Origin of the sequence: Methylobacter tundripaludum, from assembly GCF_002934365.1 — a bacterium.
Classification (GTDB): Bacteria; Pseudomonadota; Gammaproteobacteria; order Methylococcales; family Methylomonadaceae; genus Methylobacter_A; species Methylobacter_A tundripaludum_A.
In genome coordinates this window covers 85,693-111,327 of record NZ_PTIY01000006.1, presented here as the reverse complement: position 1 = coordinate 111,327, position 25,635 = coordinate 85,693, and the positions used below count along the sequence as shown (strand labels likewise).

General features: G+C 49.3%; 22 protein-coding genes, 2 tRNA genes and 1 pseudogene. 14 read left to right on the top strand and 11 right to left on the bottom strand.

Going from position 1 to position 25,635, the window contains the following annotated elements; all coding sequences use genetic code 11:
- The first annotated feature begins 74 nt into the window (after positions 1–74).
- On the top strand, positions 75–1,385 hold the full coding sequence (gene rimO / locus B0F88_RS09125) for a 30S ribosomal protein S12 methylthiotransferase RimO (protein ID WP_104423630.1): 1,311 nt from the start codon (positions 75–77) through the stop codon (positions 1,383–1,385).
- Positions 1,386–1,535: 150 nt separating this feature from the next.
- On the opposite strand, the gene B0F88_RS09120 is transcribed toward rimO, so the two are convergent.
- The 4 genes from B0F88_RS09120 to B0F88_RS09105 are packed head-to-tail and all read right to left on the bottom strand — an operon-like array spanning position 1,536 to position 4,818.
- Positions 1,536–1,793 carry a hypothetical protein gene (locus B0F88_RS09120; protein ID WP_104423629.1) on the bottom strand — a complete coding sequence of 86 codons (258 nt, stop codon included), beginning with the start codon at positions 1,791–1,793 and terminating at the stop codon, positions 1,536–1,538.
- Positions 1,794–1,830: 37 nt separating this feature from the next.
- The gene (locus B0F88_RS09115) at positions 1,831–3,642 is read right to left on the bottom strand and encodes a Na/Pi cotransporter family protein (protein WP_104423628.1); all 1,812 of its coding nucleotides are present in this window, start codon (positions 3,640–3,642) and stop codon (positions 1,831–1,833) included.
- Between the two features lie 54 nt (positions 3,643–3,696).
- Entirely contained in the window at positions 3,697–4,521 is an 825-nt protein-coding gene (locus B0F88_RS09110) for an MOSC domain-containing protein (RefSeq protein ID WP_104423627.1), read from the bottom strand.
- An 18-nt stretch (positions 4,522–4,539) separates the two neighbouring features.
- Positions 4,540–4,818: a hypothetical protein gene (locus B0F88_RS09105; protein WP_181049866.1), complete on the bottom strand. Its 279-nt coding sequence runs from the start codon at positions 4,816–4,818 to the stop codon at positions 4,540–4,542.
- Between the two features lie 394 nt (positions 4,819–5,212).
- Between B0F88_RS09105 and B0F88_RS09100 the strand changes: the two genes are divergently transcribed.
- From B0F88_RS09100 to B0F88_RS09065, 8 genes are all read left to right on the top strand, one after another.
- Positions 5,213–6,406 (top strand): ABC transporter substrate-binding protein, encoded by a 1,194-nt coding sequence (locus B0F88_RS09100; RefSeq protein WP_104423743.1) that lies wholly within the window; start codon positions 5,213–5,215, stop codon positions 6,404–6,406.
- Positions 6,407–6,408: 2 nt separating this feature from the next.
- A complete protein-coding gene (locus B0F88_RS09095; protein WP_104423625.1) occupies positions 6,409–7,371 on the top strand; it encodes a PQQ-dependent catabolism-associated beta-propeller protein in 963 nt (320 codons plus the stop codon).
- The gene (locus B0F88_RS09090; protein ID WP_104423624.1) at positions 7,368–8,108 is read left to right on the top strand and encodes an ABC transporter ATP-binding protein; all 741 of its coding nucleotides are present in this window, start codon (positions 7,368–7,370) and stop codon (positions 8,106–8,108) included. Before B0F88_RS09095 ends, B0F88_RS09090 begins: the two co-directional genes overlap by 4 nt.
- A complete protein-coding gene (locus tag B0F88_RS09085) occupies positions 8,105–8,908 on the top strand; it encodes an ABC transporter permease (RefSeq protein ID WP_104423623.1) in 804 nt (267 codons plus the stop codon). The genes B0F88_RS09090 and B0F88_RS09085 overlap by 4 nt, the downstream gene beginning before the upstream one ends.
- A gap of 37 nt (positions 8,909–8,945) precedes the next feature.
- Positions 8,946–10,532 carry a hypothetical protein gene (locus tag B0F88_RS09080; protein ID WP_104423622.1) on the top strand — a complete coding sequence of 529 codons (1,587 nt, stop codon included), beginning with the start codon at positions 8,946–8,948 and terminating at the stop codon, positions 10,530–10,532.
- Between the two features lie 244 nt (positions 10,533–10,776).
- Entirely contained in the window at positions 10,777–11,268 is a 492-nt protein-coding gene (locus B0F88_RS09075; protein ID WP_104423621.1) for a hypothetical protein, read from the top strand.
- 49 nt (positions 11,269–11,317) lie between these two features.
- Positions 11,318–11,392 (top strand) — tRNA-Gly (locus B0F88_RS09070).
- Positions 11,393–11,444: 52 nt separating this feature from the next.
- Positions 11,445–11,518: transfer RNA gene (locus B0F88_RS09065), tRNA-Cys, on the top strand.
- Between the two features lie 624 nt (positions 11,519–12,142).
- Here B0F88_RS09065 and B0F88_RS09055 read toward each other — a convergent pair.
- Positions 12,143–12,622: a transposase gene (locus B0F88_RS09055; protein ID WP_308472009.1), complete on the bottom strand. Its 480-nt coding sequence runs from the start codon at positions 12,620–12,622 to the stop codon at positions 12,143–12,145.
- Between the two features lie 432 nt (positions 12,623–13,054).
- On the opposite strand from B0F88_RS09055, the pseudogene B0F88_RS19990 reads away from it, so the two are divergent.
- Positions 13,055–13,210: pseudogene (locus tag B0F88_RS19990) on the top strand (REP-associated tyrosine transposase); the annotation flags it as partial.
- Between the two features lie 77 nt (positions 13,211–13,287).
- Here B0F88_RS19990 and B0F88_RS09045 read toward each other — a convergent pair.
- The 4 genes from B0F88_RS09045 to nirB all read right to left on the bottom strand — a co-directional run bounded on the left by B0F88_RS09045 (position 13,288) and on the right by nirB (position 18,161).
- The gene (locus B0F88_RS09045; RefSeq protein WP_104423620.1) at positions 13,288–14,139 is read right to left on the bottom strand and encodes a hypothetical protein; all 852 of its coding nucleotides are present in this window, start codon (positions 14,137–14,139) and stop codon (positions 13,288–13,290) included.
- A 190-nt stretch (positions 14,140–14,329) separates the two neighbouring features.
- Entirely contained in the window at positions 14,330–15,247 is a 918-nt protein-coding gene (locus tag B0F88_RS09040) for a PhzF family phenazine biosynthesis protein (RefSeq protein WP_104423619.1), read from the bottom strand.
- Positions 15,244–15,624 (bottom strand): nitrite reductase small subunit NirD, encoded by a 381-nt coding sequence (gene nirD, locus B0F88_RS09035; RefSeq protein ID WP_104423618.1) that lies wholly within the window; start codon positions 15,622–15,624, stop codon positions 15,244–15,246. The genes B0F88_RS09040 and nirD overlap by 4 nt, the downstream gene beginning before the upstream one ends.
- The gene (gene nirB / locus B0F88_RS09030) at positions 15,624–18,161 is read right to left on the bottom strand and encodes a nitrite reductase large subunit NirB (RefSeq protein ID WP_104423742.1); all 2,538 of its coding nucleotides are present in this window, start codon (positions 18,159–18,161) and stop codon (positions 15,624–15,626) included. The genes nirD and nirB overlap by 1 nt, the downstream gene beginning before the upstream one ends.
- A gap of 497 nt (positions 18,162–18,658) precedes the next feature.
- Between nirB and B0F88_RS09025 the strand changes: the two genes are divergently transcribed.
- Positions 18,659–19,231: an ANTAR domain-containing response regulator gene (locus B0F88_RS09025; RefSeq protein WP_104423617.1), complete on the top strand. Its 573-nt coding sequence runs from the start codon at positions 18,659–18,661 to the stop codon at positions 19,229–19,231.
- A gap of 118 nt (positions 19,232–19,349) precedes the next feature.
- On the opposite strand, the gene B0F88_RS09020 is transcribed toward B0F88_RS09025, so the two are convergent.
- Positions 19,350–20,261, bottom strand: coding sequence for a hypothetical protein (locus B0F88_RS09020; protein ID WP_104423616.1), 912 nt, complete (start codon positions 20,259–20,261; stop codon positions 19,350–19,352).
- A gap of 865 nt (positions 20,262–21,126) precedes the next feature.
- Between B0F88_RS09020 and B0F88_RS09010 the strand changes: the two genes are divergently transcribed.
- Together B0F88_RS09010 and B0F88_RS09005 are read left to right on the top strand one after the other, a co-directional pair.
- The gene (locus tag B0F88_RS09010; RefSeq protein WP_104423614.1) at positions 21,127–22,299 is read left to right on the top strand and encodes an EAL domain-containing protein; all 1,173 of its coding nucleotides are present in this window, start codon (positions 21,127–21,129) and stop codon (positions 22,297–22,299) included.
- Between the two features lie 102 nt (positions 22,300–22,401).
- The gene (locus tag B0F88_RS09005; RefSeq protein ID WP_104423613.1) at positions 22,402–22,794 is read left to right on the top strand and encodes a DUF2721 domain-containing protein; all 393 of its coding nucleotides are present in this window, start codon (positions 22,402–22,404) and stop codon (positions 22,792–22,794) included.
- 141 nt (positions 22,795–22,935) lie between these two features.
- Here the strand turns inward: B0F88_RS09005 and B0F88_RS09000 are convergent, their stop codons facing one another.
- Complete coding sequence (locus B0F88_RS09000) at positions 22,936–23,853, bottom strand: GAF domain-containing protein (protein WP_104423612.1); 918 nt, start codon at positions 23,851–23,853, stop codon at positions 22,936–22,938.
- A gap of 557 nt (positions 23,854–24,410) precedes the next feature.
- Between B0F88_RS09000 and B0F88_RS08995 the strand changes: the two genes are divergently transcribed.
- Positions 24,411–25,586, top strand: coding sequence for an EAL domain-containing protein (locus B0F88_RS08995; protein WP_104423611.1), 1,176 nt, complete (start codon positions 24,411–24,413; stop codon positions 25,584–25,586).
- Positions 25,587–25,635 lie beyond the last annotated feature (49 nt).

The following is a 25,635-nucleotide window of genomic DNA, read 5'->3' as shown; positions in this document are numbered from 1 at the left end:
GTGATTGCTTTTTAATTTTTATTTGCGCAGCCACTCCTATAAACTAACGCGCTTTAACATTATCTGAGATTTAAATGACTGCCCCACACATTGGTTTTATTAGTTTGGGCTGCCCCAAAGCCCTGGTCGATAGCGAACGGATCTTAACCAAGCTGCGTTCAGAGGGTTACACGATTTCGCCGACTTACCAAGACGCCGATCTGGTCGTGGTGAATACCTGCGGCTTTATTGACGCGGCGGTCGAAGAATCGCTGGACAGCATCGGCGAGGCGCTGGCCCAGAACGGCAAGGTCATCGTGACCGGTTGCTTGGGATCCAGGGAAGCGGAAATCCGGGAGCGTCACCCGCAAGTCCTAAAAGTGACCGGCGCGCATGCCCTCGAAGAAGTTGTCTCTGCCGTGCATGAGCATTTGCCGCCTCCGCACGATCCGTTTATCAGCCTGGTGCCGCCGCAAGGCATCAAACTGACGCCAAGGCATTACGCCTATTTGAAGATTTCCGAAGGCTGCAACCATCGCTGTACTTTCTGCATCATCCCTTCGATGCGCGGCGATTTGGTTAGCAGGCCGGTCGATGATGTGATGCGGGAAGCGGAACGTTTGGCCAATGCCGGGGTTAAGGAATTGCTGGTGGTTTCGCAGGATACCAGCGCCTACGGCCTGGACTTGAAATATCAAAGCTACGACTGGAAAGGCCGTTCGGTCAGAACCCGTTTTTATGAGTTAGCCGAGGCGTTGGGCGACCTGGGCATTTGGGTCAGGATGCATTACGTTTATCCTTATCCGCATGTGGACGAAGTGATCCCGTTGATGGCCGAGGGCAAAATCCTGCCTTATCTGGACATACCGTTCCAGCATGTCAACAGCCGCATTCTTAAGCTGATGAAACGTCCGGCTGCCGGCGAGAATAATCTGGAGCGTATCAAGGCATGGCGGAAAATTTGCCCCGATATTACCTTGCGCAGCACGTTTATCGTCGGCTTTCCCGGCGAAACAGAGCAGGAATTCGAGCAGCTGCTGGATTTTCTGAGCGAGGCGCAAATGGACAGGGTTGGCTGCTTTGCCTATTCGCCGGTCAAAGGCGCGGTCGCCAATGAGCTGCCCGACCAGGTCCCCGAAGAAGTCAAGCAGGAGCGTCTGGCGCGGTTTATGGCGCATCAGGCCGAAATCAGCGCGGCGCGATTGCAGCAACGGGTCGGTCGAATCGAAACGGTGCTGGTCGATGAGGTCGTCGAAGAGGGCGCCGTGGCTAGAAGCAAAGCCGATGCGCCGGAAATAGACGGTCAGGTGTTTATTGATGGCGCGACGCATCTTAAAGTCGGCGATTTTGTCGATGTCGAGCTGGAAGAAGCGGATGAATATGATTTGTGGGGACACTTGGTTTAAGGTCCGCTAACGCATAAACCTAAAAATCGCAGACCCGTCCGTTTAGATGCGGTTTTTAGGATAAACAATACTGTGTTACTTAAATCTTCCTGAGCATTTTGTTGCTCAACAAAGATAACGTGAGTGTTGAGTGTATTCAGGAGGGTGTGTCTACGTTTTTTTGTGTTCTTTAAGCTGTTGTAAAGTTTCAATGCCCTTTTTCCTTTGCACCCGGATAATTTCCAATTCGGTTTGATAATGCTTCCTTAAGCAATCCTCGTCAGCCTGTTGCATAGAGCGGGTGATTTTTCGCTCTTTTTTCTTCAGTTTTAACAGGATTTTTTTCAGTTCCTCGATGTGCTGCCTTTTTTTATGTTTGTCGGTATCGAAAAAGGCCTGTAATTTATGGAGCAACTTTTCTATTTTCATCGCTTTAATTACCGATTAGGTGAGTGCAGGGATGGTGCTATTGGGTATCCACGGTGTGAACAACATCGTTAATTTCAGTTTCATTCAGGGTTAATTGCTGCTCGGCTTTGGCGGCGCCGGTATCGCTGTGCAGGAACAGTGTTTCGGCGGCTTTTAACAAATTCTTTTTAATGCTGCGCATGTACGAGCTGTCATTAATCAGGGAAGAGCCGGTTTCAGGGGTTATTTTTCGTTCCCTGATCAGCGTTTCAATGGCGCGATTCATTTGCATGTCGTCATTCCTAATACTTGCTTTTAATGCGTCCAACGATAACAGCGGCAATTCGTTGTCCTCAATGTCATGCCTGAAATCTTCAATCTGCCGGATATGCAAGACTATCTGGTAGGCGATTTTGTTGTATTCGTCGGTTGCGGCTTGATTTCTTGACACCCTGAAACGGATCCAGTTTTTTTGCAAGTGCTTGGTGTCTTTAATGGCTTCGACAAGATGCTTGTTGGCCTCGCGCAGCCAGGAGAGCTTGGAAGACTGGCTCATTGCCCAAGTGAATCCGGCTTGGCTGATGAACGCGATAATGGCGCTGTAGAGGCCTTTTATCCGCTTTTCATAGCCGGCATCGATATTGTATTCGACGGAGTTGTTATCCTGTCCGATGAGTTGCTTGAGTGCGTCGTCATTTTTTTGCAGATCGTGTTTACGCAGGCCAAAGGTGCGCAAAATAATATGAATGGCGTTCTCATATAAATGGATGCTTTCGAGCCGGACCGATTCGACGACTGTTTCGGGGAAATCCATGGCGGATATGTCCAAATATTTCGGTTGGAAAATAACGGGACGCTTTTCTATGAGCAGCTTTTCCAGTAATGCAACTTGTTGATTAATGAACGGGAAAAAGATCATGATGCCCGCAAGATTAAACAGGCTGTGAAAGGTTGCCAGTTTCATCGCGTTGTCCGATGCGGCAATACCCAAGCTTGCGCTGATGATGTCAACCGCGATGCCGAATTGCTTGATAAACAGCAGCACAAAGATTCCGGTGCACAGGTTAATTAACAGATGCGCGCCCGCCAGGCGTTTGCCCTGAATATTGGCGCCGAAAGCAGCAATGATCGCGGTGACGGTGGTGCCGATATTGGCGCCGATGACCAGCGCCAGTGCATTGTTATAGGTGATTTGATGCACCGAAACAGCGGTAATCGTTAGCAGCATCGTGGCGTGGCTGGACTGCATGATAATGGTCGCGATGATTCCTACGGCGGTGTAGGTCAATAGCCCTTTGACGCCGGGCATTGCGAATTCGGACAGGTTTATGGTGCTTTCAACGTGTTCGAAACTTTCTTTCATGTAATGGATGCCGAGCAGCAAAAAGCCCAGGCCGGTCAGGATATAGCCGACGCCTTTTAACTGTTTGCCGCTCTGGAAAACGCATAACACGCCGAAAACCAGCAGCGGCATGGCGTAGGTCGCAATGTTGACCTTCAGTCCCAGCCCTGCGATCAGCCATGCGCCGGTCGTTGTGCCTAAATTGGAGCCGAAAATAATGCCGATGCCGGCGACTAAATCGAGCAAGCCAGCGCTTAGGAATGAAACGGTGATGACCGAGACCAGGCCGCTGGACTGCATCAAGGTGGCGGACAGGAAGCCGAAGCCGAAGCTTTTCCAGGAGGTATCGGTGGTTTTTTGCAGAATCCGCTCCAGCACACCGCCGGTAAAGGCTTTAAATCCTTGCTCCAGCGACAACATGCCGAACAGGAAAATCGAGACGCCGGCCGCAATGCCTTTAAATTCCGCGCTTAGCCAAAAGCCGTAAGACAGCAGCGGGATGACGATCAGCAAAAGGGCTTTATGCATGGATGTTCGGGAAATTTATTAAATGACAGGCGATTGATGAGTCGCCTAAACAAGCTAGATCGGCGGTTGCTTTGCGCCGGTGGATTTGATCTGTACCGTATCACCGACGGTCAAGCGGCCGCATTGGTTGTGCAGCGCATTTTGCCCAAAATAAATATTATTTTGCCATTTCCGGGTGCGGTTCAGCGTGATTAGCGGTTCCTTACCGATTTGCGCGGTTTCAGGATCTATTGCCGGAATGGAGCACCGGGAGCAGGGCTTGGGTAGCCTGAAGTCTATAGCGCCGATGCTGATCTCGCGCCAGCTGTCTTCCCCGTAGGCGGGGCAGCCGGAAACAACCAGATTGGGCCTGAAACGGGTCATCGGTAAATTCAGTTGCATGTCATCGTTTAACGCAGCCAGCGAGTTTTCGGAAACAATCAGGAAAGGAAATGCGTCGGCAAACGCCACCTTGTCCGCAGGATTGGCGTAATCGGGATCGACCGGCCGAACGACCTCGTCGGGCTGGTAGACCAGTCGGCAGTCCCGTTTTAAAAAGTCGCCAAGCCATTGGTCAGCTTCTGTTGAAACGCTACGGGCGTCGCACTGGTCATGCCAGATGGTGCTGTTAATGATGTGTCCATCGGCGGGGTTTAGGGGAAGCGACAGGTTTTCCATGCCCGGTGCGGACAGGATCAGGTTTTGATCGGTCAGTGCGGTTTTAATTAAAGCCATTCTCGGCAACTTCCGCTGGCTGAGGAATTGCCGGTTATTGTCGATAATCATCCATTTTCTGTCGTGCTGAAAGCCTTTTTCAGTGACAGGCCAGCTGTTTGCGCTGATGCCCGCTAATGACTTGACCGGATAAACGAATATTCCGCTTAATACAAAGTGCGTCATTGGCGATAAGCTGTAATATTAACCTAGCAATGATTGTACAGCGCCGGAGAAAACGTTGCTGTGAGCGCCATGTGCCTGAGACGGATTGCTTTGCATGTCGGCGAGAAGCCGGCTGAGCGCTTGTTGAGCTTGATCTTGGTTTTCTATCGGCGCGGATTGGTCGCTGCTTTTTACCGGCGAAGACGACGATAGTTTTAACGATGTGTCGGAAAGATTGATTGTTTCTTTGGGGACTTTCAGGCTGTCGTCCTGACCGTTGTCCGGCCGGGTTTCGATAGCGGGCTCGTTATTGTCCACATTTTTCGTCCGCTGGGCAGTTGCCGGGCTAACGAGCGTCTCTTGTCGCGGTTGTATTTTACTGGCGTCCATTTTTATGTCCTCTTAACAGAGTAATAGGGCCGTAAAAAACGGCGTTGGTTTTATCTTCATTCTAACAAATAACTCTGGAGTCAGGGTTATTTGTTGATGCTGAACTCTTTGTCGATCGAAGTCAATGTCCTATTTGTAACGGGTATTGAACAAGTCAACGGAATGCATCTTGTCTAAGCATAACGAGATGATTTTTCAGTTAAATACGGTAACCTGGGCGCAAATTATTTTGCCGGTTTTAGTGAACTCCATCGAAAAACGAAACAAAGTTAATGAATACGTTAAAATTAGCGCCTGTATGTTTTATTTCCGTTAGAAAATGATGCGACCAATTAACTTGTTTTTCCAGGTAACTGTTAAATTTTTATTTATTATTCATCTATTTAGCTCTGGTCTTGTTTATGCAGAAGCCAAGCAGACGATCAATATTGCTTATTTGACGCAAGAGCGGAAAGTTCCTCCGCCGCTGTCCAACCTCGATGCTTTTATCCCGAACAAGGGCGTGCTGGGGTCGGAACTGGCGGTTGCCGACAATAATACGACCGGGCAGTTTACCGGGCAGCAGTTTGTGCTGAAAAAATTCATCGTGCCGTTGGATGGTAATGTTGTCGATGCTTTTAATAAGGAGATTGACGATCAATATCCCTATGTCGTTGTTAACTTGCCTGCCGAACTTACCAATAAAATCGCCGATTTACCCGCCGCAAAACAAAAGTTGTTATTCGACGCGGCGACGATCGATGATGCGCTACGCAATGAGCAATGCCGCAATAACGTTTTGCATCTTTTACCCAGCCGGGCGATGCGGGCCGATGCGCTGGCGCAATACATGATGAAAAAACGCTGGAACAAGTGGTTTCTGGTCGTAGGCGCTACCGATGAAGACCGTTTATTTGCCGATGCGATCAGGCGGGCGGCTAAACGCTTCGGCATGAAAATAGTCGAGGAAAAAGCCTGGGAGCACACTTACGATGCGCGGCGCACGGCGCAATCCGATGTGGCGGTGTTTACCCAGGTGGACGATTACGATGTGCTGGTCGTTGCCGACGAGCAAGGCCAATTCGGCGAATACCTTGAATACAGAACCTGGAGTGCAAGACCGGTGATCGGTACGCAGGGACTGGTTGCAACGGCATGGCATCGAACCCACGAACAATGGGGCGCGGTGCAGATTCAAAACCGCTTTAAAGACCAGGCAGGACGCTGGATGGAGGAGCAGGATTATGGCGCTTATCTGGCGGTCAGGGCCATCGGCGAAGCGGCCACCCGCACCAAGTCCAACGACATAAAACTGCTGAAGGATTATATATTCAGCGATGCGTTTGCGTTGCAGGGTTATAAGGGCAATCCTTTGTCGTTCCGGTCCTGGGACGGGCAGTTGCGGCAGCCTGTTTTGCTGGCGGCGCCGAGATCGCTGGTTGCGGTCGCGCCGATTGATGGTTTTTTGCACCCAAAAACCGAACTCGATACCCTGGGTTATGATCAACCTGAGTCAACCTGTAAATGGAGCAAATGATGATGAAGAAAAATGTTTTAGGGCTGTTTTTGACCGTTGCGCTGACCGGAACGGCGCAGGCTGAAACGGTGTTCGTTACGCTGGAAAAAGATAATGCGCTGGCGGTAGTCGATCCTGTCGCCGGTAAATTAGTCAAAACGGTAGAAATCGGCCAGCGCCCCAGAGGCATAGCGATCAGCCCGGATAATAAGTTTTTGTATGTGGCGACCAGCGATGACAACACCATCAAAATCATCGATACCGAGACGCTGAAGGAAACCGGAAAGTTGCCGTCCGGCGAAGACCCCGAGACTTTCGCGTTAAACCCGGCGGGCGACCGGCTGTATGTGTCCAATGAAGATGACAGCCAGGTAACGGTGATCGACATTAAACATAAAAAAGCCGTCAAACAGATTAAGGTCGGCGTGGAGCCGGAGGGCATCACTGTGAGCCCCGATAATCTTTGGGTAGCCAGCGCTTCCGAAACAACCAATATGGTGCATTGGATCGATACCAAAACCAATGCGATCGTCGAGAACACGCTGGTTGATCCGCGCCCCCGCGCACTGAGTTTTACTGCCGACAGCCAGCAGTTGTGGGTCACTTCGGAAATGGCCGGAACCTTGATGATTCTGGACGTTAAAACCAAACAGATCGTCAAAAGCATCAAGTTTGATGTGCAAGGCGTGACGCCCGATAAAATCCAGCCGGTAGGCGTGGTGATCGATAAGGACAGAAAACGCGGTTATGTGGCGTTGGGACCCGCAAATCGTGTGGCGGTGATTAACGCGCAGACCTTTGAAGTGGAAAAATACCTGCTGGTTGGGCAGCGGGTCTGGAATCTGGCGTTCTCGCCGGATCAAAAACGGCTTTATACCACTAACGGCGCCAGCAACGATATTTCGCTGATCGATCTCGAGGCTCAGACGGTGACCAAATCGATTGGCGTGGGTACTTACCCGTGGGGAGTCGCAGTCAAGCCATGAACTCATCCATAGCGCTGTCCGTCGAAGATTTAAGTTTTTCTTACGGCGACAAAAAAGCACTGTCCCAAGTCAATTTCAAGATCCAGCCGGGCGAATGCACGGTTTTGTTGGGGCCTAACGGGGCAGGGAAGAGCACGTTATTTTCCCTGATTACCCGGTTGTACGACACCCGAGACGGGCGCATCGAGTTGTGCGGTTTCGATATTAAGCGGCAAACGCTGCCCGCGTTGGCAAAGCTGGGCGTGGTGTTTCAGCAGACTACCCTGGATATGGATTTGTCGGTCATGCAAAACCTGCGCTATCACACCTCGTTGCACGGCATGGGGCGGAAACAGGCCGAGCAAAGGATTCAGCAGGAGCTGGAGCGCTTGAATATGTACGACCGGCGCTTTGAGAGGGCGCGCCAGCTCAATGGCGGGCACAGGCGGCGCGTGGAGATTGCCCGCGCCTTGTTGCACAAGCCGTCGGTGCTGCTGCTGGATGAACCCACCGTCGGTTTGGATGTGCCCAGCCGGCTGGCTATCGTCGAATATGTGCATCAATTAGCCGCCGAAGAAAATTTGGCGGTTTTATGGGCGAGCCATTTGATTGACGAAATTTATCCTGACGATCATTTAATCGTATTGCATAAAGGGCAGGTTAAAGCCAATGGAACGGTTGACGACGTGCTTAAAATAACCAACACCCTAACGATTAAAGATGCTTTTTATAGCTTGACCCAGGGAGAGCAGGTGTGAAGTTACTACATTACTGGCGCGCCATGTGGGGCATTATCTGGCGTGAATTATGGCGTTTTGTGACCCAGCGCGAGCGATTTATTTCCGCCCTGGTCAGGCCTTTGGTCTGGTTGTTTGTGTTTGCGGCCGGATTCAGGGCCGCACTAGGGCTTGCGATCACCCCGCCTTACGAGACCTATATTCTTTACGAGGTTTATATCACCCCCGGCCTGATCGGCATGATCCAGCTGTTTAACGGCATGCAGAGCTCGTTGTCGATGGTTTACGACCGGGAAATGGGCAGTATGCGGATCTTGATGGTTTGCCCGTTGCCGCGCTGGTTTTTATTGCTCAGCAAGTTGCTGGCCGGGACCGGCGTATCCGTTTTGCAAGTCTACGTGTTTTTAGCGATTGCGTGGTTTTATGACATTCAGGCGCCGTGGCAGGGCTATTTGTGGATATTGCCGGCACTGTTGCTGTCGGGATTAATGCTCGGCGCTCTGGGCTTGTTGTTGTCGTCTTTTATAAAACAACTGGAAAATTTTGCCGGGGTGATGAACTTTGTTATTTTTCCGATGTTTTTTATGTCAACCGCATTATATCCTTTATGGAAAATCAAAGAGTCCAGCGCGCTGCTGCATAATCTGGCGCAATACAACCCGTTTTCCCAAGCTGTCGAATTGATCCGCTTCGCGCTGTACGGCCAGTTTAACAGTCACGCGTTTATTTATACCTTGGTTGCTTTTATCGTATTCATGGCGGCGGCGATTGTTGGCTATAACCCGTCAAAAGGGATGATGACGAGAAAAGGCGGGGCGTGATGCCGCTGGACAGCATTAAAATAACTTCGGTGAACATGTGAAGAACTCTTTTTTTCTTGTTATTCCAACGCAACAGAATAATTCCCACCGCTTAAAGGAATTTGAAGCCAAGGCGCTGCAACATTGGATTGACGAATTGCCTACGGCTAATCCCGGCTTGGCTACGCGCTTGCTTCACGATTTTCTTGTCGATTTCAATGCCATTCAAATGACCGTCTCGTTAAGACTGGATGCGCTGGAGCGTTTAAGCCCCAGCGTTCACGTCATTGAAGATTATCTTCGCTCCAGGTTGATTAAAGCGGGATTTCCCAAAGAAGATAATGACAAGAAAATTTTGAATGTATTGGTTTCAATTGAAAAGGAATTCACTATCGGCTATTGGATAGCGCTTAAGGAACTGACCAGGCGCAATGTCGGCTGGTTTCAAGGGAAAAATGCGGCATTAGCGGTGCAGCGCTGCATTAGAGGGCTGGGCAGTATTATTGTCAGCCATTTCATTATGGGTATGCCGATACCTGATTGGGTATGGATAGACTTGCATTCGCTTTACAACCTGAGCGTGACCATAAAAAACAGCTCGGCCAAGGTTGGCAATGACGCCAGCCAGTCCAGCAAAGCCAGTAGCCCCGAGCAGTGTTATCTACAGATCCTGTTGCTCAGTCTCGCTGATCCGACCGGATTAATGCAGAAGGAACTTTTGCTGGTTTATAGCTTTATAGAAACGATAGGTTCTTTGGTCAGTTTAAAAAAAGAACCGGTGAACGGGCAGCAAATACAGTGTGTGGTCTTAACCGACGAGGATAAAGCGCCGCATTACCAGTTTGAAGCGAGCACCAAAAACGATTCGGCCGCGCTGTATCTGGATTTTTCCAAATTGTTCAAGGCCCTCAAGCAGAAAGAAAAATTGATTAATGCGGCGGATGCCAGGTTTAGCTCGATGCATGGGTTGAAAAATGACACCGGAAAACCCTCGGCGGAATTGCTCGATTATCTCGAACAAAGATGGCTGGGAATTGATTTGCAAGGCGTGCCCTTTTTTAGCGACAGGTCGGATCGTTATATCGCCATAGGCTTGGAGTCAACCCATGAGTTGCAAAGTGCGTTGGAGTCCACAGGCGAAAAAGATCTGGAGTTTCTCGTTCAATCGGCGTCTGACCGATTATTGTCCGGCGTATTTAAACAAACGGGCGTTTTGTCGGTGGGGAGCCTGGTCAGTTTTAGAAAAATAGACAGCCCCGAACATAAGCGCTCATTAGGCATTGTCAACAAGATCGTTGTCGATAAGCAAAACGGCAGAATAAACTTCGGCATGCAATTGTTGGCCCATCAATCCATTGCCGTCACCTATGTTCAATTGGATGATACGGGAAAAAATATGCCGCAAAAAGGCCTGTTTTACAGCAAGCAAGAGTTGGAAGATGAGAAAAACTACATCATTACCGATAGTTTTATGCTGAAAGATAACGATGTTATTAGGCTATTTATGCATAACGGGGACTTTCCAGCTGCTTTGAGCGACAGGAAGAATGTCGGATTGGGCTACTGGCAGTTTGAATGTAGAAGGGTAGCGGAAAGGAGCGAGCCGGTATCTACACAGCCTAAAAAAGGCTACGATTTCATTTGACTATGCATATCATTGAAATATAGGGCTATATACATATAGCACTTGAAAAGTTTTTTTATCGTGGTAAGTTGGTGCGTCAAGCCGATTGTTGATAGAGAATTGTCGGCTTTTTAGAATGGATTTTTGAATAAAATTGAAGGTACTGACTCGTTGTTTGCCTATATGAGTTATCGGGGCGATCAGGTAACATGCCTTGAGCAAGTAACTTGAAAATAATAAAAAATTACAATTGTGAGGATAAGAAATGAGTAATGAAGAAAACGCTAACAAGACTGCAGATGCAGCAAAAGAAACGGCCGGTAAACTGTTTTCAGTAATGATGGATTTAAAGGAAAAGAATCCGAAAGTCTTTTTTGGCGCTGTCGGTGGCGTAGTTTTATTGTTGATCATCATTATGATGAGCGGTGGTGATTCAAAGGTTATGCCGGTACCAACGGCCAAGAATCTTGCGGTCGGGCAGCGCTATGTTTTGAAAAACCCGAATACTTATGAAGTTGAATCTCCTATTCAATTGGTCGCAGTACCTGGAGCTATAGCGGCATTTGATGACAGTGAAGATGACGCTAAAGGCAAAGATAAAGTTGAGTCTTGCAGACGTATAGCACAGGGAACTGCCGTAACTGTTATGGAATTCCAGGACTTTGCAGGGAAGAAAAATGCATTTGCTAAAGTTCAGGTTGAAGATGGCGAATGTAAAGGTAGTTCAGGCTGGGTTTTGTCAATTGATGTTCAATAAAAGTTGACAAGGCTTAAAAAAAGCCTATAATGGCCAAATAAATTGAAGCGCGGGAATAGCTCAGTGGTAGAGCACAACCTTGCCAAGGTTGGGGTCGCGAGTTCGAATCTCGTTTCCCGCTCCAATTAATTTCAAAAAAGCCGCGAACTATCGCGGCTTTTTTATTTAACTTTTACGGCTGCGTAGCAAAATGGTTATGCAGTGGCCTGCAAAGCCATCTACGGCGGTTCGATTCCGCCCGCAGCCTCCATTAAAAAGTTCATACAGATTCAAAGAAGCTCATAAACCTGCAAGCCATAAGGCTTAGCGGGTTTTTTATTGTCCAGTGAAATGCAGTAACATACAACAATCAGCACTTTTAGCAGTAACGCTGTCAGTAACCGCATTATTTAAAGTGACTGCAAACACGGTATGTTGTATTCACTGCAAGGGCTTACTGCAATGGCTATAAATATTCTTTTTGATCTCACTATTCAATGCAAAGCTTGCCGACAAAAACCAAGGGCTTAATGACGGTGGCGATTTGATGACACCATCGAAAGCAAGCGCAAAACATTCATAACAACTTAACCAGTGCAGTTATTACAGCCATCTGTCCCAGAGCTAAGCCAATGCTCCACTTAACCATTTTCAAGTTCAAATAATCTTGAATCAAGGTAGTCGCGAGTAACAGGGAGCGATTCCGACTGGGCTTCCTGAAAAGCATCCGCTACCGCCCTCGGCCTGTTGTTATTCAAAACCTGCATCTCGCAATTTGCGTATAAATTTGTGTGTGTCAAAAGTAATCGTGGACATGGTTTTTATCCCATCCTATTGGACGTTTGAATTCTGATAAGCCAAAGTAGCCCAAATAGTTAGCGGCTGTCAATGCAGATTAATTTAAACCAAGTCGTGAACGTCGTCCCGCGTAGAAAACCAGCAATGCGCTCGTTCCCAAGCTCCAGCTTGGGAATGCCGTTTTGGAAGCTCCAGCTTCCCGAGTCACGCACCACGCCCGTATCACCTCAATCAACCCCGCCTGTCCGGCATAATTACGCGCACTGGAATAACGCCAATGTTCCGGTTGATCGACATAGTCGCGTTTCACCGGATTTTGGTGGATGTAATCCGGCTTCTGGCGCATAACCACCTCGGATTCAATGATTTGCGGATGACTGCCTGCTTCCCAAACCTGATAGGTAGTGTCTTGTTTATGGGCACGTTTAAAAAACGCCAGCAACTCCAACAGCTTAGCCGAATGACATTGTTCCAGATGCGCAATGATTTGCTTCGCCGTGTAAGATTTGAATCGCTGTATATCATGGCTTAAATCTTCCGAAGCGGCGATAAGATGCAGGTGGTTCGTGGTTCTCAAGGATGACGTAATCGTATAGCTGGAAGCCAGAGTCCAGCACGATATTGACGGTTTCCGGGCGGGTAAACAACGGCAGCCAGTGGTTTACCGTTGCGGTTAGGAAGTTGCGGACAGGGGTTGCATTGGACACGATAGCGGCTTCTGGGCATGGCGGCACCCTTTGTATGGTGATCGTGGACGGGAAGCTGGAGCTTCCCGGACTGGGTTCCCAAGCTGGAGCTTGGGAACCAGCGCAAAAGAGTCCAGCACGATATTGACGGTTTCCGGGCGGGTAAACAACGGCAGCCAGTGGTTTACTGTTGCGGTTAGGAAGTGCGACAGGGGTTGCATTGGACACGATAGCGGCTTCTGGGCATGGCGGCCCCCTTTGTATGGTGATCGTGGACGGGAAGCTGGAGCTTCCCGGACTGGGTTCCCAAACTGGAGCTTGGGAACCAGCGCAAACACGGTTATGTAACAAAAGTTGCGGATTGGCCGTATTCGTCTTTCCATCGTTGTGTAAAACGCGGAATTTATCCGCCGGATTGTGGGCCGCACCTCCAGCTATTGTCGAGCAATCCTGGGAATAGTGATAGTAGGCTGGGTTGAATGCAATGAAACCCAGCATTGGCCGACATCGAAAGCTGGGTTTCGCGATGCTCTACCCAGCCTACGGACCTTTCCCGTTACAGCGTTGATTTTGAGTGGCGCTTTAACACGCATTTAAAAGGGGCCATTTGATGATCATGGTCGGAATATGAAGAAAAGAAGCCTTCAAGCGTATTCCCATTTTCTCTAAGCATTAGACTTAAACTTCCTCTATCAATATTTGAACAATCATCGTTCTCATACTCTCCAGTTAAAATTAGATTTTTAAACGAACCTTTGACTGTATAAGTATGAATTTGGCTGGCCCCCCCAATTTCCACTAATTGGGCAGCGATAGAGTGCCCAACTCTTTTTATCTCTGCTCGTACTTCAATTGGAGCAGCGCCTGATGAAATTTTTATAAAGAATTTTCTATCTATAAGCTCATCTTCTTCCAGAGAGATTTTCCCCTTATTTTTTAGAATGAGTTCAGCCTCTACATCTTCTTCTTCGCCATTTTTCCCTATCGAAGTTGCGGAAATCTCAGTAGAGCTTGAGGTATTATTTGGACTTTCTCCATTGCCATCTTTACGCTTTCTTCTTCGGTGCTCGATAACTCCCATAGCTATTTTAAGACGACGCTTATCAATTTCATCGATACCGATATAGGGAATCAAGAGGCCATCCCATACCCCCTCGACTTTAGTATCTTTATACAAAAGATTCTCGACCCAAGGGGTTATATTTGATTTCCAAATAATTGAAAATAGCAATATCAGAAGGGAGGTGACAATACCGCCTATTACGCCATTTACGATTGGTTCAGCTAAATTGTGATGTTGAGCATTAGAAAACTCAAACCATCTCCAACATAAAATGGCAAAAGCCATGAAAAGTGCGTATGGCAAAGACTTTTTGCCCAAAAAGAATAACTTCTTAAAAAATTCCATCGAGTTAGAATTCCATTTTTTTGAATAGGTATAACGTCAAGCGAGCAGCTAAGTAGGTATATACTAATTTTCAATCGCAGGTGTAAACGCAACTCCCGCAATCCGTTAGGCAAGATACTATAGACATTCAATTATCGATAGCAACTTTTTAAGCAAACCAAAAATACACCTTCATAACGTCTATTCGTGTTTAATCGGGTATATTCATAACCCCCTCAGCCACCATCACCGCCGCGCCGCCGACCCGTATAGTCAGCGTGTCGCTACCTTTATTATCCATTTCCAGATTCAGTACGCTGCGCCGGTTGCGGTCATCGCCGCGATCCACGGCAAAGGTGTAGGTGCCTTTCTGCATGAATTCAAACGAGCACAAATACGAAGCAAACGCAGGCATCGCGCTGCCGACAGGTGGGTCCTCATGCATGCCGATACGAGGGCCGAGCAGGCGGGCGTTAAAATCCGCATCCGCATACGGCGTTTTCGGGGAAAAAAGCAGGATTTCCTGGGCGGCGGTTTGCGGGGCGGTCGATTGGCTCCAGGCCGCGTAATTGAATTTTGCGGCTCTTACGCTTTCGTAACGCCAAACCGGGACGATCAGATACGGAACGCCGCAAGACACTAAACGTGTGGCATATTTTTTATGGTCGAGTTCCGACTGCTGTATGCCCAGAAAACTCGCCAATTCCTCATCGCTGGGCGTAAAGCGGTCGATGATGGACGTCACCTTGCGGGTGAACTGCACAAAACTGGGCTGGCCGTTTTCAGCGGTAATATTGATATTGACCGGGCCGGTGTTTTGCTCGAAAACCATCGGCGTAATCGCATCGGTCAGTTGAATATCGCCGCAATGAGCCAATACGAAAGCGGTGGCGATTATCGGATGTCCGGCAAAATCGATTTCGCTTAATGGCGAAAAAATCCGCATTACGCGGCTGGTGGTTTGTTTATCGGGATGAAATACAAACACTGTTTCCGACAGGTTCAATTCCCTGGCGACCAATTGCATTTGCTGTTGGCTTAAACCTTCGGCATTCGGGAAGACGGCTATTTGCGCGCCGCTGAAAATCTGTTTGGTGAATACATCGGCGATGTAATAGTTGTATTTCATAACGCTGGCTCTCCGTGAAGCGGCAATGAGGAAAGGTCGACTTGAACGCTGCCGTTTTCGATGCGGATCGCATAAACGGGGATTTTCACGGATTCATCTTCCAGGCAAACGCCGGTTTCCAGGTTGTAATGTTGTTTGTATAGCGGCGAAGCGACCACCGGCTGCCCGCCGATGTCGCCGATTAAGCCGCGCGACAGGACATTGGCGTTGCCGAACGGGTCGTAATTGCCGACCGCATAAACCTTTGCGTCCGCCCCTTCGGCTTCGCTCAGGACAGGCATCCAAAAAATCGCCACCTGCTCCCCATCCAGCAATGCGCAAACGCCGGAGTCGGGCTGCAAGTCGTCAACATTGCAAACATCTATCCACTTAGCCATTACGCCATCTCCATCAGTTTAAAATGTTTCCGCTCGTTGTCGCTGGCGGGACGAATCTGGCCGCGTTCCTCGACAAAGACCACATTGTCATCGGGCCGGTCGCTGTTGATGAAATGCCGGAAACGCTTGAGCTTGGCTTCGTCAGCAATCGCGGATTTCCATTCGCATTGATAGGTATCGATCACATACTGCATTTGCTGCTCCAGCTGATCGCACAGCCCCAGCTTGTCTTCAATCACTACCGATTTCAGGTAATCCAACCCGCCTTCCATGTTTTCCATCCATACCGAGGTGCGTTGCAGACGGTCGGCGGTGCGCACGTAAAAACTCAAGAAACGGTCGATGTATTTGATCAGGGTAGGCTTGTCCAAGCCGGTCGCGAATAAATCCGCGTGGCGCGGTTTCATGCCGCCGTTGCCGCAGACGTAGAGGTTCCAGCCGTTTTCGGTCGCGATAACGCCGACATCCTTGCCCTGCGCCTCGGCGCATTCGCGGGTGCAGCCGGACACCGCGAATTTGATCTTATGCGGGGAGCGCAAGCCCTTGTAGCGGTTTTCCAATTCTATCGCGAGCCCCACGCTGTCATCGACGCCGTAACGGCACCAGGTGCTGCCGACGCAGGATTTAACGGTGCGCAAGGATTTTCCGTAAGCGTGGCCGGATTCGAAACCGGCGTCTATCAACTCTTTCCAGATATGCGGCAATTGATCGACCCGAGCGCCGAATAAATCCACGCGCTGGCCGCCGGTGATTTTGGTGTAGAGTTTGTATTTTTTGCCGACCTGTCCCAACGCAATCAGCATGTCCGGGCTGATTTCGCCGCCGGTGATGCGCGGCACGACCGAATACGTGCCGTCTTTTTGCATATTGGCTAAAAAGGTGTCGTTGGTGTCTTGCAGTCCCAGATGCGGCTTTTCCAGGATATGCTCATTCCATTGCGAAGCAAGGATGTTGCCGACGGTCGGTTTGCAGATTTCGCAGCCTTGGCCTTTGCCGTGTTTGTGCAGCAAGTCGGCAAAGGTTTTGATCTGTTCGACCCGGATCAGGTTATGTAGATCCTGCCGGGTGTAGGCGAAATGCTCGCAAATATCGGTATTGACTTCAAAACCCTGTTTCGACAGTTCCGAATCCAATACCGACTTAAGCAACGCGGAACAACCGCCGCAACCGGTCGCGGCTTTGGTTTCGGCTTTTAGCGCGCCCATCGTCATGCAGCCGCCTTCAATCGCCGAGCAAATCGCGCCCTTGGTCACGTCGTAACAGGAACAAATTTGCGCCGAAGCGGGCAGGGCATCCGGGCCCAAACCGACCGACTCGTCGGAGCGGTGCGGTAATATCAGCGCATCGGGATTCTCCGGCAGTTCGATACCGTTCAGGCAATACTGCAATAAGGTGCCGTAACCCGACGCATCGCCGACCAGCACCGCGCCGAGCAATTGCTTTTTATCCTGGCTGACCACCAGGCGTTTATAAACTTCGCTTGCACCGTTTTGGTAAGTGTAAACCATCGCGCCCTGGGTTTTGGCGTGAGCGTCGCCGATGCTGGCGACATCGACGCCCATCAGTTTCAGCTTGGTGCTCATGTCCGCGCCGGTAAAACTTAGCGAGTCGCCCGCCAAATCGGCCACTACGGTGCGCGCCATCGTATAACCCGGCGCGACCAAGCCGTAAATCATGCCGTTCCACAACGCGCACTCGCCGATCGCATAAATGCTGGGATCGGACGTGCGGCATTGGTTGTCGATCACGATGCCGCCGCGCTGGCCGACTTCAAGGCCTGAAGCCCTGGCGAGTTCGTCACGCGGACGGATACCCGCCGAAAACAGCACGATGTCGGTTTCCAGCTCTTCGCCGTCGGCAAAACACATTTTGTTGACGCACCGTTCGCCGTCGGTAATGACGCTGGTGTTTTTGCCGGTATGCACGATGACGCCCAGATTCTCGATTTTGCGCCGCAGCATTGCGCCGCCCGCGTCATCGAGTTGCACCGCCATCAAGCGCGGGGCGAATTCGACCACATGGGTTTCCAGGCCTAAATCCATTAACGCTTTGGCCGCTTCTAAACCCAATAAGCCGCCGCCGACGACGGTGCCGACCGTGCCGGTTTTGGCTGCGGCGGCAATGGCTTCAAGATCCTCAATGGTACGGTAAACCAGGCATTGCGCGCGGTCATGCCCAGGAACGGGCGGTACGAACGGGTAGGAGCCTGTCGCCAATACCAGCTTGTCGTAAGCTATCGTCAGGCCTTTTGCCGAGGTGACGGTTTTAGCGGTCCTGTCGATGCTTGCGGCCTTGTCGCCCAGATGAAGGATAATGCCGTGCCGATCGAAAAAGCCGTCTTCGACTAGCGACAGTTCCTCTGCCGTTGTGCCGGTGAAAAATGAAGATAGATGCACCCGATCATAGGCCGCTCTGGGTTCCTCGCAAAAAGTGATGATTTGATACTGCTCTTTAATGGTGCTTTCGGCCAGGCCGGCTAAAAAATGCTGCCCGACCATGCCATTGCCGATAACGACCAGTGTTTGTTTTACGCTCATATACAACCTCGGTAACGATGTTTGTTGTTTCGGGTTGTAGAGCAATGCCTGTGCCATCCTTAACAAACCAGTGATTTTAACGGCTTGTTCAATCATTAAACTGAAAACCATGCACCCGTGCGAGCCAAGATGGTGCGCATAGATGAATAATGCTCCTTATGTGTGCAACGCCAACTGAATGTTCATTCGGCATTGCACCAATACAATCCGAATAATCCTGCACATTGTTGAAACAGTCTGACTTCATCTGTCCGCTTAGGATACGATCGGCAATAACTTAACTCATCGTTGCCACGCTCGGGGCTCGTCAAACCACAACTGCGAGGCCTGTTGATGCCGGGATGACGGCGTTTCGCAAACACTCGTGATAACGCGATTCGGAACGCCGCCGGCCAGCAAGCGCCGAACACATTACTCCCGTTCGCCCCGAACCCCAGCACAAACTGTTTCCACAGGTTCCGATGGTGAATGGCCTGGTTTGTGCTAATTATTCGAGAATGAACGCTTTGAATGTATTACTTATTGAAGATGAAACTGCCGATCAGTTATTGGAAAAAATACTGGTTGCCAAGGGCTATTTGGTCGCAAACACAGCAACATCTAAAACAGACATTCAGTCTCTAGTGGAGAACAGCACCGACATTGTTATTTTCAATATTGACAGCCCCAAAAAATATTTCCAGGATATTCATTGTCTTAGTCAAAAACAGTCGCTTCCGATTATAATTTTTGCTTCTGATGATACCGCCGACACCATCAATCAAATTATTAAGTCCGGTGTCAGCGCTTATGTGGTCAACAGCGGCGAACCCAACCGCATCGACAGCATTATCAATATCGCCATCGCAAGATTCAATGAGCAACAACGGCTTAAAAATGAACTTGAAAAAACAAAATCCAGGCTTGAAGAAAGAAAGCTGGTGGATCGGGCCAAAGGCATTTTGATCAAAACCCGTGGATTTACCGAAGACGATGCTTATCACACCTTGAGGAAACTGGCGATGGACCGCAATATCGCGATTGGGGAAATGGCGAAAAACGTTATCGCCATGGCTGAACTGCTTAAATAAAATCTTTTAAGGCAAAAGGCAAAAGGCAAAAGGCAAAAGGCAAAAGGCAAAAAAATTATTGCACCTTTCGCTTTTTACCCTTCACCATCTATGCTCTATTTGTCCAACTGCCGAGTAATTATGATATTTTTTTAAACCAGCCTTTAACAACAGGCCAGCCGCGCGTCAGCCATAGATCGACCACGAAAGCCGCCGCCGGTTTAATCTGCCTGCCAAGCGCCTTGGCGTAAGACCATAGCCTGTCCGCAAGCGACGCGTCGGTGCTGTCGCGCAACTCTAAATAGCGTGAGCCCCAACCATTAATAAACACCGGTTTAAACAGCCACATTTCCAGGATAGCGGTCACCCACATGAATATGAATGAAACGCCCATGCCCATACCGGCGAAAATCACCAGCCAGGCAAACATCGGGTGAATCTTGGTCAGCCACCATGACAATATATCGGCGACAAGAAACACATAAGGCATGCCGATCGCAATACACTTATATTGCGTTGTGGTGGTCTCGGCAAAACTGAAAATAAGCCCGACGAACATAAAGATAAAGCTGATACCGAACATATGCACATGCGAAACCCGTGTTAATGACGCGAATGTGGCGCCGGTATCCTCTGTAGTTAAGGCTTTTAAGCTCTCAAATTCGGTAAAATCCGGTATGCCGGACGCCTCCTTGTTATGGCACATCACACAACGGCTCTCGATTATTTTATCGATGCCCTCCGACTTGTAATCATCGCTATCGGCGCCTTCCCTAACCCATTCCATGATCTTAAAACGCTCCAGTTCCGGCGCGTTATCCTTCATCGAGCCGTTCAGTTTCTGCTCCAAAACAGTGCCTGAGCGGTTACCGTAATAACTGTAAACAATATCGTCGACAGAGAGGCCGAACTTGCCGTCGGCCATGCCGTGAGTAAACAATATCTGGATTAACGCGAAAAGATAACCTATGCCAACCGTACACAAATAACCGGTAAACAACACCTTGATAGGCGTATCGTGGTCTTTTAGGGGAGTAAATTTTGTAGTCATAATGTCAATTGATAGTTTGTTGTTTACGGGTTCAAGGCTGAAAAACTATTGGCCTTTCCTTATTTACTCGATCAAATCCTTCGCCTGCGGCTTCTGCTTTTGGCGTCCCTGTGCGGTTATTCTGCCAGCAAAGCCGTCCACATTCCATCACACGTTTCCGTCTTATCGCGATTACCCAACCGCATCAACGCTACTTGTCCAAGCCGACATAAAGACTCTGCGACTATAACAGCGAGGTCTTACCTAAGGATCGTGCATAAATTAATTTAGGCAATTACCATGAAGAGCATGAAGGACATGAAGACTTAAACCTTTCATGCCGCTTCATGTCCTTCATGGTTAAAAATGAAAAATAAAACTTGCTCAGTTATTTCATGCACGTTCCTAAAGTGAAAATCTCCAGGTAAAAGCTCAGCGCCAACGAGGCGTTTCCGGCCATTCTAGCGGAATTATTATTGAATATACCACATGGCGACACTCCGTACCGGCCGAGTAATGCAACGTCGGCGAAATAAATAGTAAACAAATCAAACACAATCAACGCATGCATGCTCGACCTCTATTTGGCGGGTATTCCCTTGAGCATGACAGGACTCCGCCGGGGAGGATACGGTGGCCGCCTCAAAAGGATCAAATTGGTGCAGCATTCGGCAAGATTGCACGTAATTGGAGCACTTTACCCCCGCCACGAAAGCCGAGCCGTGCCTGGAGAACAGCTATAACCGTTTAATCTGGGTCAACAAAACCGATACTGCAACCGTCTTCCGTTTTTGGCATATCGATTGCTAAAAACAACATAGAACTCCAACGGCGGAGCGCAAAAATACGGGTTCAACGGCGAACTCCTTAAATCAATCATCTCGATATGCATCAAGAAAAAAAACTCTTTCCTTATTTTCAGCCGATTATCGGCGCCGCCAGCGGCACTATCATCGGCTATGAGGCATTAGCCCGGCAACACGATGCGGCCGGCCGGGTTATTTCGGCGGGCGAATTATTCTCTTCGCCGGATATTCCGGCCGATCAACTGATCGCATGGGATCGCATGGTGCGGCGACAGGCGCTGGAGCGATTCAGTCAATCGAATTACAACGGTTATTTAACCATCAATATTTCAGCTGCATGGATCGACAAGGTTTCCGACCTGAATGCGTTACCCACCATCATGATGCTGAATGAGTTTAATATCGACAGAAGCCGCATCATTATTGAAATAACCGAATCAAAAGGCGATTTGGACAAACTTGTTGAAATTGCCGCCGTGTATCGCGGGCACGGACTAAAAATAGCCATCGACGATTTTGGTGCGGGCTTTTCCCAGCTGGAAAGAGTCATGGCCATACAACCCGACATCATCAAACTGGATATGCAGTTATTCCAGAATGCGACCCGGGGCGGCATCGCCAGCGACATCGTGCATCTACTGTCCCGTCTGGCGAAACGCACCGGCTGCCGCATCGTTTGCGAAGGCGTTGAAACCGATGAAGACTTCCATTTCGGCTTGAGCTGCGGCGCCCAATATATGCAAGGCTATCTGTTTTCGCCGGCCATGCCGGAGTTTAAAGAGCCCAAGCATTATCAACAGCAAATCAGCTCATTGAGAAAGACTTTCCTGAAAAAAACCTTAGCCAAAGAAGAACACAAAATACAGTTTATCTCCAACATCAAGGGCTTGATCGATCTGCTGAAAATAGCCCTCGAAAGCGATTTCAATCTCAATAAATTATCGGCGCATCCGTTTGAACAAAGCGGCGTGCTGCGGTTTTATTTATGCAATAACGACGGCGACCAAATTTCATCCAACTTTAATTTTGCCGACGGCAAATGGTTTGAGGACACCACGCAGCTGGGTTTTAACTGGGCCTGGCGGCCTTACTTTTACCAATTGCTGGCGCTGGAATCGGCAAAAGACAGCTACCGCATTGTCACCTCGGAGCGCTACCGGGATTTTAATACCGACATGCTTTGCAAAACCCTGTCGCTCAGGCTCGACGAGGAGCGTATTTTATTGATCGATATTGCCGCCGAGTGGTTATGAATTCAGCTGCCGGCTGAAATAAGGTAATATTCGCTTCCGCGCACCCGCGCCTGTTGAAAAAGCCTGGCGACCGCAAGAACTTAAAGCTGACTGGATAAAACCATGGACATCACCATCACGACCCCCGCCCTGCTGTTTCCAGCCATTTCGGTTTTGTTTTTGGCCTACTCCAACCGTTTTCTGGCGATCGCCAGCCGGATCAGGGAACAGCATAACCTGTTCAACAAAACCCAAAGCCCGGTGGCGGTCAAACAGATTGACAGCTTGAGGCTGCGCATCCGCTTTATTGTGGCTATGCAATTGTTCGCAGTCATCGGCATTATCTGTTGCATAATCGCCATGGGCCTTATTTTTTACGGCTTACAGTATTCCGGCAACATTACGTTCGGATTCAGCATGGCCTTTATCGTCTTATCGCTGCTGGCGTCGGTCAGCGAGTTACTGCTTTCAACCAAAGCGCTCAATATCGAACTGGAAGACATGGAAGAGATGTAATGATCGATTAAACCTAGAAAAATCAGTTGAGCATTGCAAACGGGTGGGGCGTGAAATCCGCCGATGCTTCACAAGGCTCTCCTGGGCGTAGCCGAAGGGCTCGGCACGAACGGATTTCACGCGTTCCAACTGATTTTCAGGTTAAAACAGAAACGTAACCACCGCTTTCAAATGCCCGCCATCGATGACCGGCATTGCAAGCATCGAATTCAAGCGGCCTTCCGCAACCGCCATTTTCGAGTTATTCCTGATAACCGGCACGCCGGTCAACCATACCCTGCCCAATACGCCTTCGCCTTTACGGACCGGGACGGTTTCAAACATTTCTGCCAGCTCATCATTTTGTTTGCTGTAGCCTGACTGGCACACCAAGCGCCGGCCGCATGGGTCCGGCGCCCATATCTGGATCCGCTGGGCAATCGGCGTAGCCTTAGCCGACAGAAAAGTCATGATGTAAACCTGATCGCCAACAACCGAAACCGGAATGCCCAGCACCGTCGTTATACCGGCTTTTCCGGCCGCCGCGCTTCTGATAAAAGCCGGGGATAGCCCCAGGTCTTCTATAAGCACCGGCATGCCTGCCGCCCATACCTGCCCAGGCAAACCGACGCCCTTGCCGAAGCTCATTTTCCTGGATATGTCCTCAAAATCGTCCAGCGTACCGTAATAGCCGTCGACCACGGCCAGCTCCGTGTTTTCGCCCGAACCGTTACTCCAGACTTCGATAGCTCCGGCATGATGTTGATCGTCGCCGCATAAAAAAACCACCACGGCCATGATGAATTCGCCTGAAAACACGGGTATCGCGATACCGCAGGTTAAACCGGCTTTTTTAGCCGATGTGGTCCGCTTGAAATAAGAATGATCGAACTCCATTAATACCACGGGATGGCCAGCGGCCCACGCCTTGCCGGGCAAACCCTCGTCGTAAGCGAAAGATTCCTTTTCGCTGGCGACCCGAAACTCATTCAAGGGGCCGTACAATCCCGCGCTGAATTCCAGCCGGGCGCGGTCTTTTGCGGGAACCCATATCTCCGTCACCTTAATAAATGTTTTCATATTACATTGCGAGAGCGTGTTTTAGGCATCGGTAAAATGCCTGCGGATTGACAATAACTACCCTGACGTTAGCAGGTTCTATGCCGACAGCTTGGCCGACCTAGGCTGCGGCTCCAAAGCCGTCATTCGCAGATCAAGAGTATTCAATTGGTGCAACACATGGAAAAATTGCACATATTCGGGGCATTGGGTTCATAAAAAAACCATTCCGATCTCACGGAATACACCGGATAAGCAGCTGTATTTATTAAACAAGCCCAACAAAGAACTGATACGGCAACTTTGGCACAACGATTGCGTTAAACAAGCCGATGCTCCAACGGCGGAGCACTAAAAATAGGGATTCAACGGCGAACCCGACCGGCAAAGCGTCACCGGACTGCATGCATCGCGCATTCCAACTGGAGGCGCTTTTTTCGCCCTATTTTTTGCACTATTAAGGAGCGGCAAAAGTTGAGCGTAAATTAATCCAAACTTGAATAACGGAAAAGCGCAATCGATAAAGCCGCAAAAAACGTTATTCCTAAGCCCGAACTCCTTAAATCAATCCTTTCGATATGAATCAAGAAAAAAGACTGTTTCCTTATTTTCAGCCTATTGTCGGTATTGCAAGCGGCGCCATCGTCGGTTATGAGGTTTTGACTTGGCAAGCGGACGCCGTTGGCCGGCTTAGTTCCGCAGGCGAGTTATTCTCCGGCCCGGATACGGCCGATGAGCGGCTGATTTCATGGGACCGTTGCGTTCGCCGTCAAGCGCTGCAAAAATTCAGCCGGTCAAATTGCAACGCCTACTTAACCATCAATATTTCAGCCGACTGGATCGGCAAGGTCGCAGACCTTAATTCATTGCCGACCCTGCTGATGCTCGATGAATTGGGTGTAGACAGAAGCCGCATTATTATCGAAATCACCGAAGCAAAAGGCGATTTGAACAGACTCGTTGAAATTATCGGTGTGTATCGAAAACTGGGGTTAAAAGTCGCCATCGATGATTTTGGCGCTGGTTTTTCTCAGCTGGAACAAGTGATGTCCGCTCAACCCGACCTGATCAAATTGGATGTACAGCTATTTAAACAGGCGACTCAAGGCGGCATTGCCAGCGATATAGTCCATCTGTTAACCCGTTTGGCGAAACGCACCGGTTGCCGCATCGTCTGCGTAGGCGTCGAAACCCAGGACGAGTTCTTTTTCGGTTTAAACTGCGGAGCGCAATACATGCAGGGGGCTTTGTTTTCATCGGCCGAGGCTGAATTCAAAAATCCGACGCATTACCAAAAGCAAATTAAAGCATTAAGAAAATCATTCCTGAACAACACGCTGACTAAAGAACAACACAAAATACAATATATCTCCAAAATTAAAAGCTTGTGCAACCACCTTAAGAAAGCATTGAAAACAGGCTTCAATCTCAACTCGATCTCGGCATACCCGTTTGAAGAAAAAGGCCTGTTGCGGCTTTATTTGTGCAATAACGACGGCGAACAAATTTCAGCGAACTTTAATTTTGCCGATGGCGAATGGTTCGAGGACCCTACACGCATCGGTTTTAACTGGGCATGGCGGCCGTATTTTTATCAATTGCTGGCGCTTGAATCGATAAAAGACAGCTATCGCCTGATAACGTCCGAACGCTATAAGGACTTCAATACCGATGTACTTTGCCAAACCTTAACGCTCAGACTGGACGATGAGCGCATCCTGTTAATCGATATTGCTGCCGAAGGCTATGCATAGCCCTTTGAACAGCCGTCGCTTTCGGGCATTCAACACATATCCGCCCAAA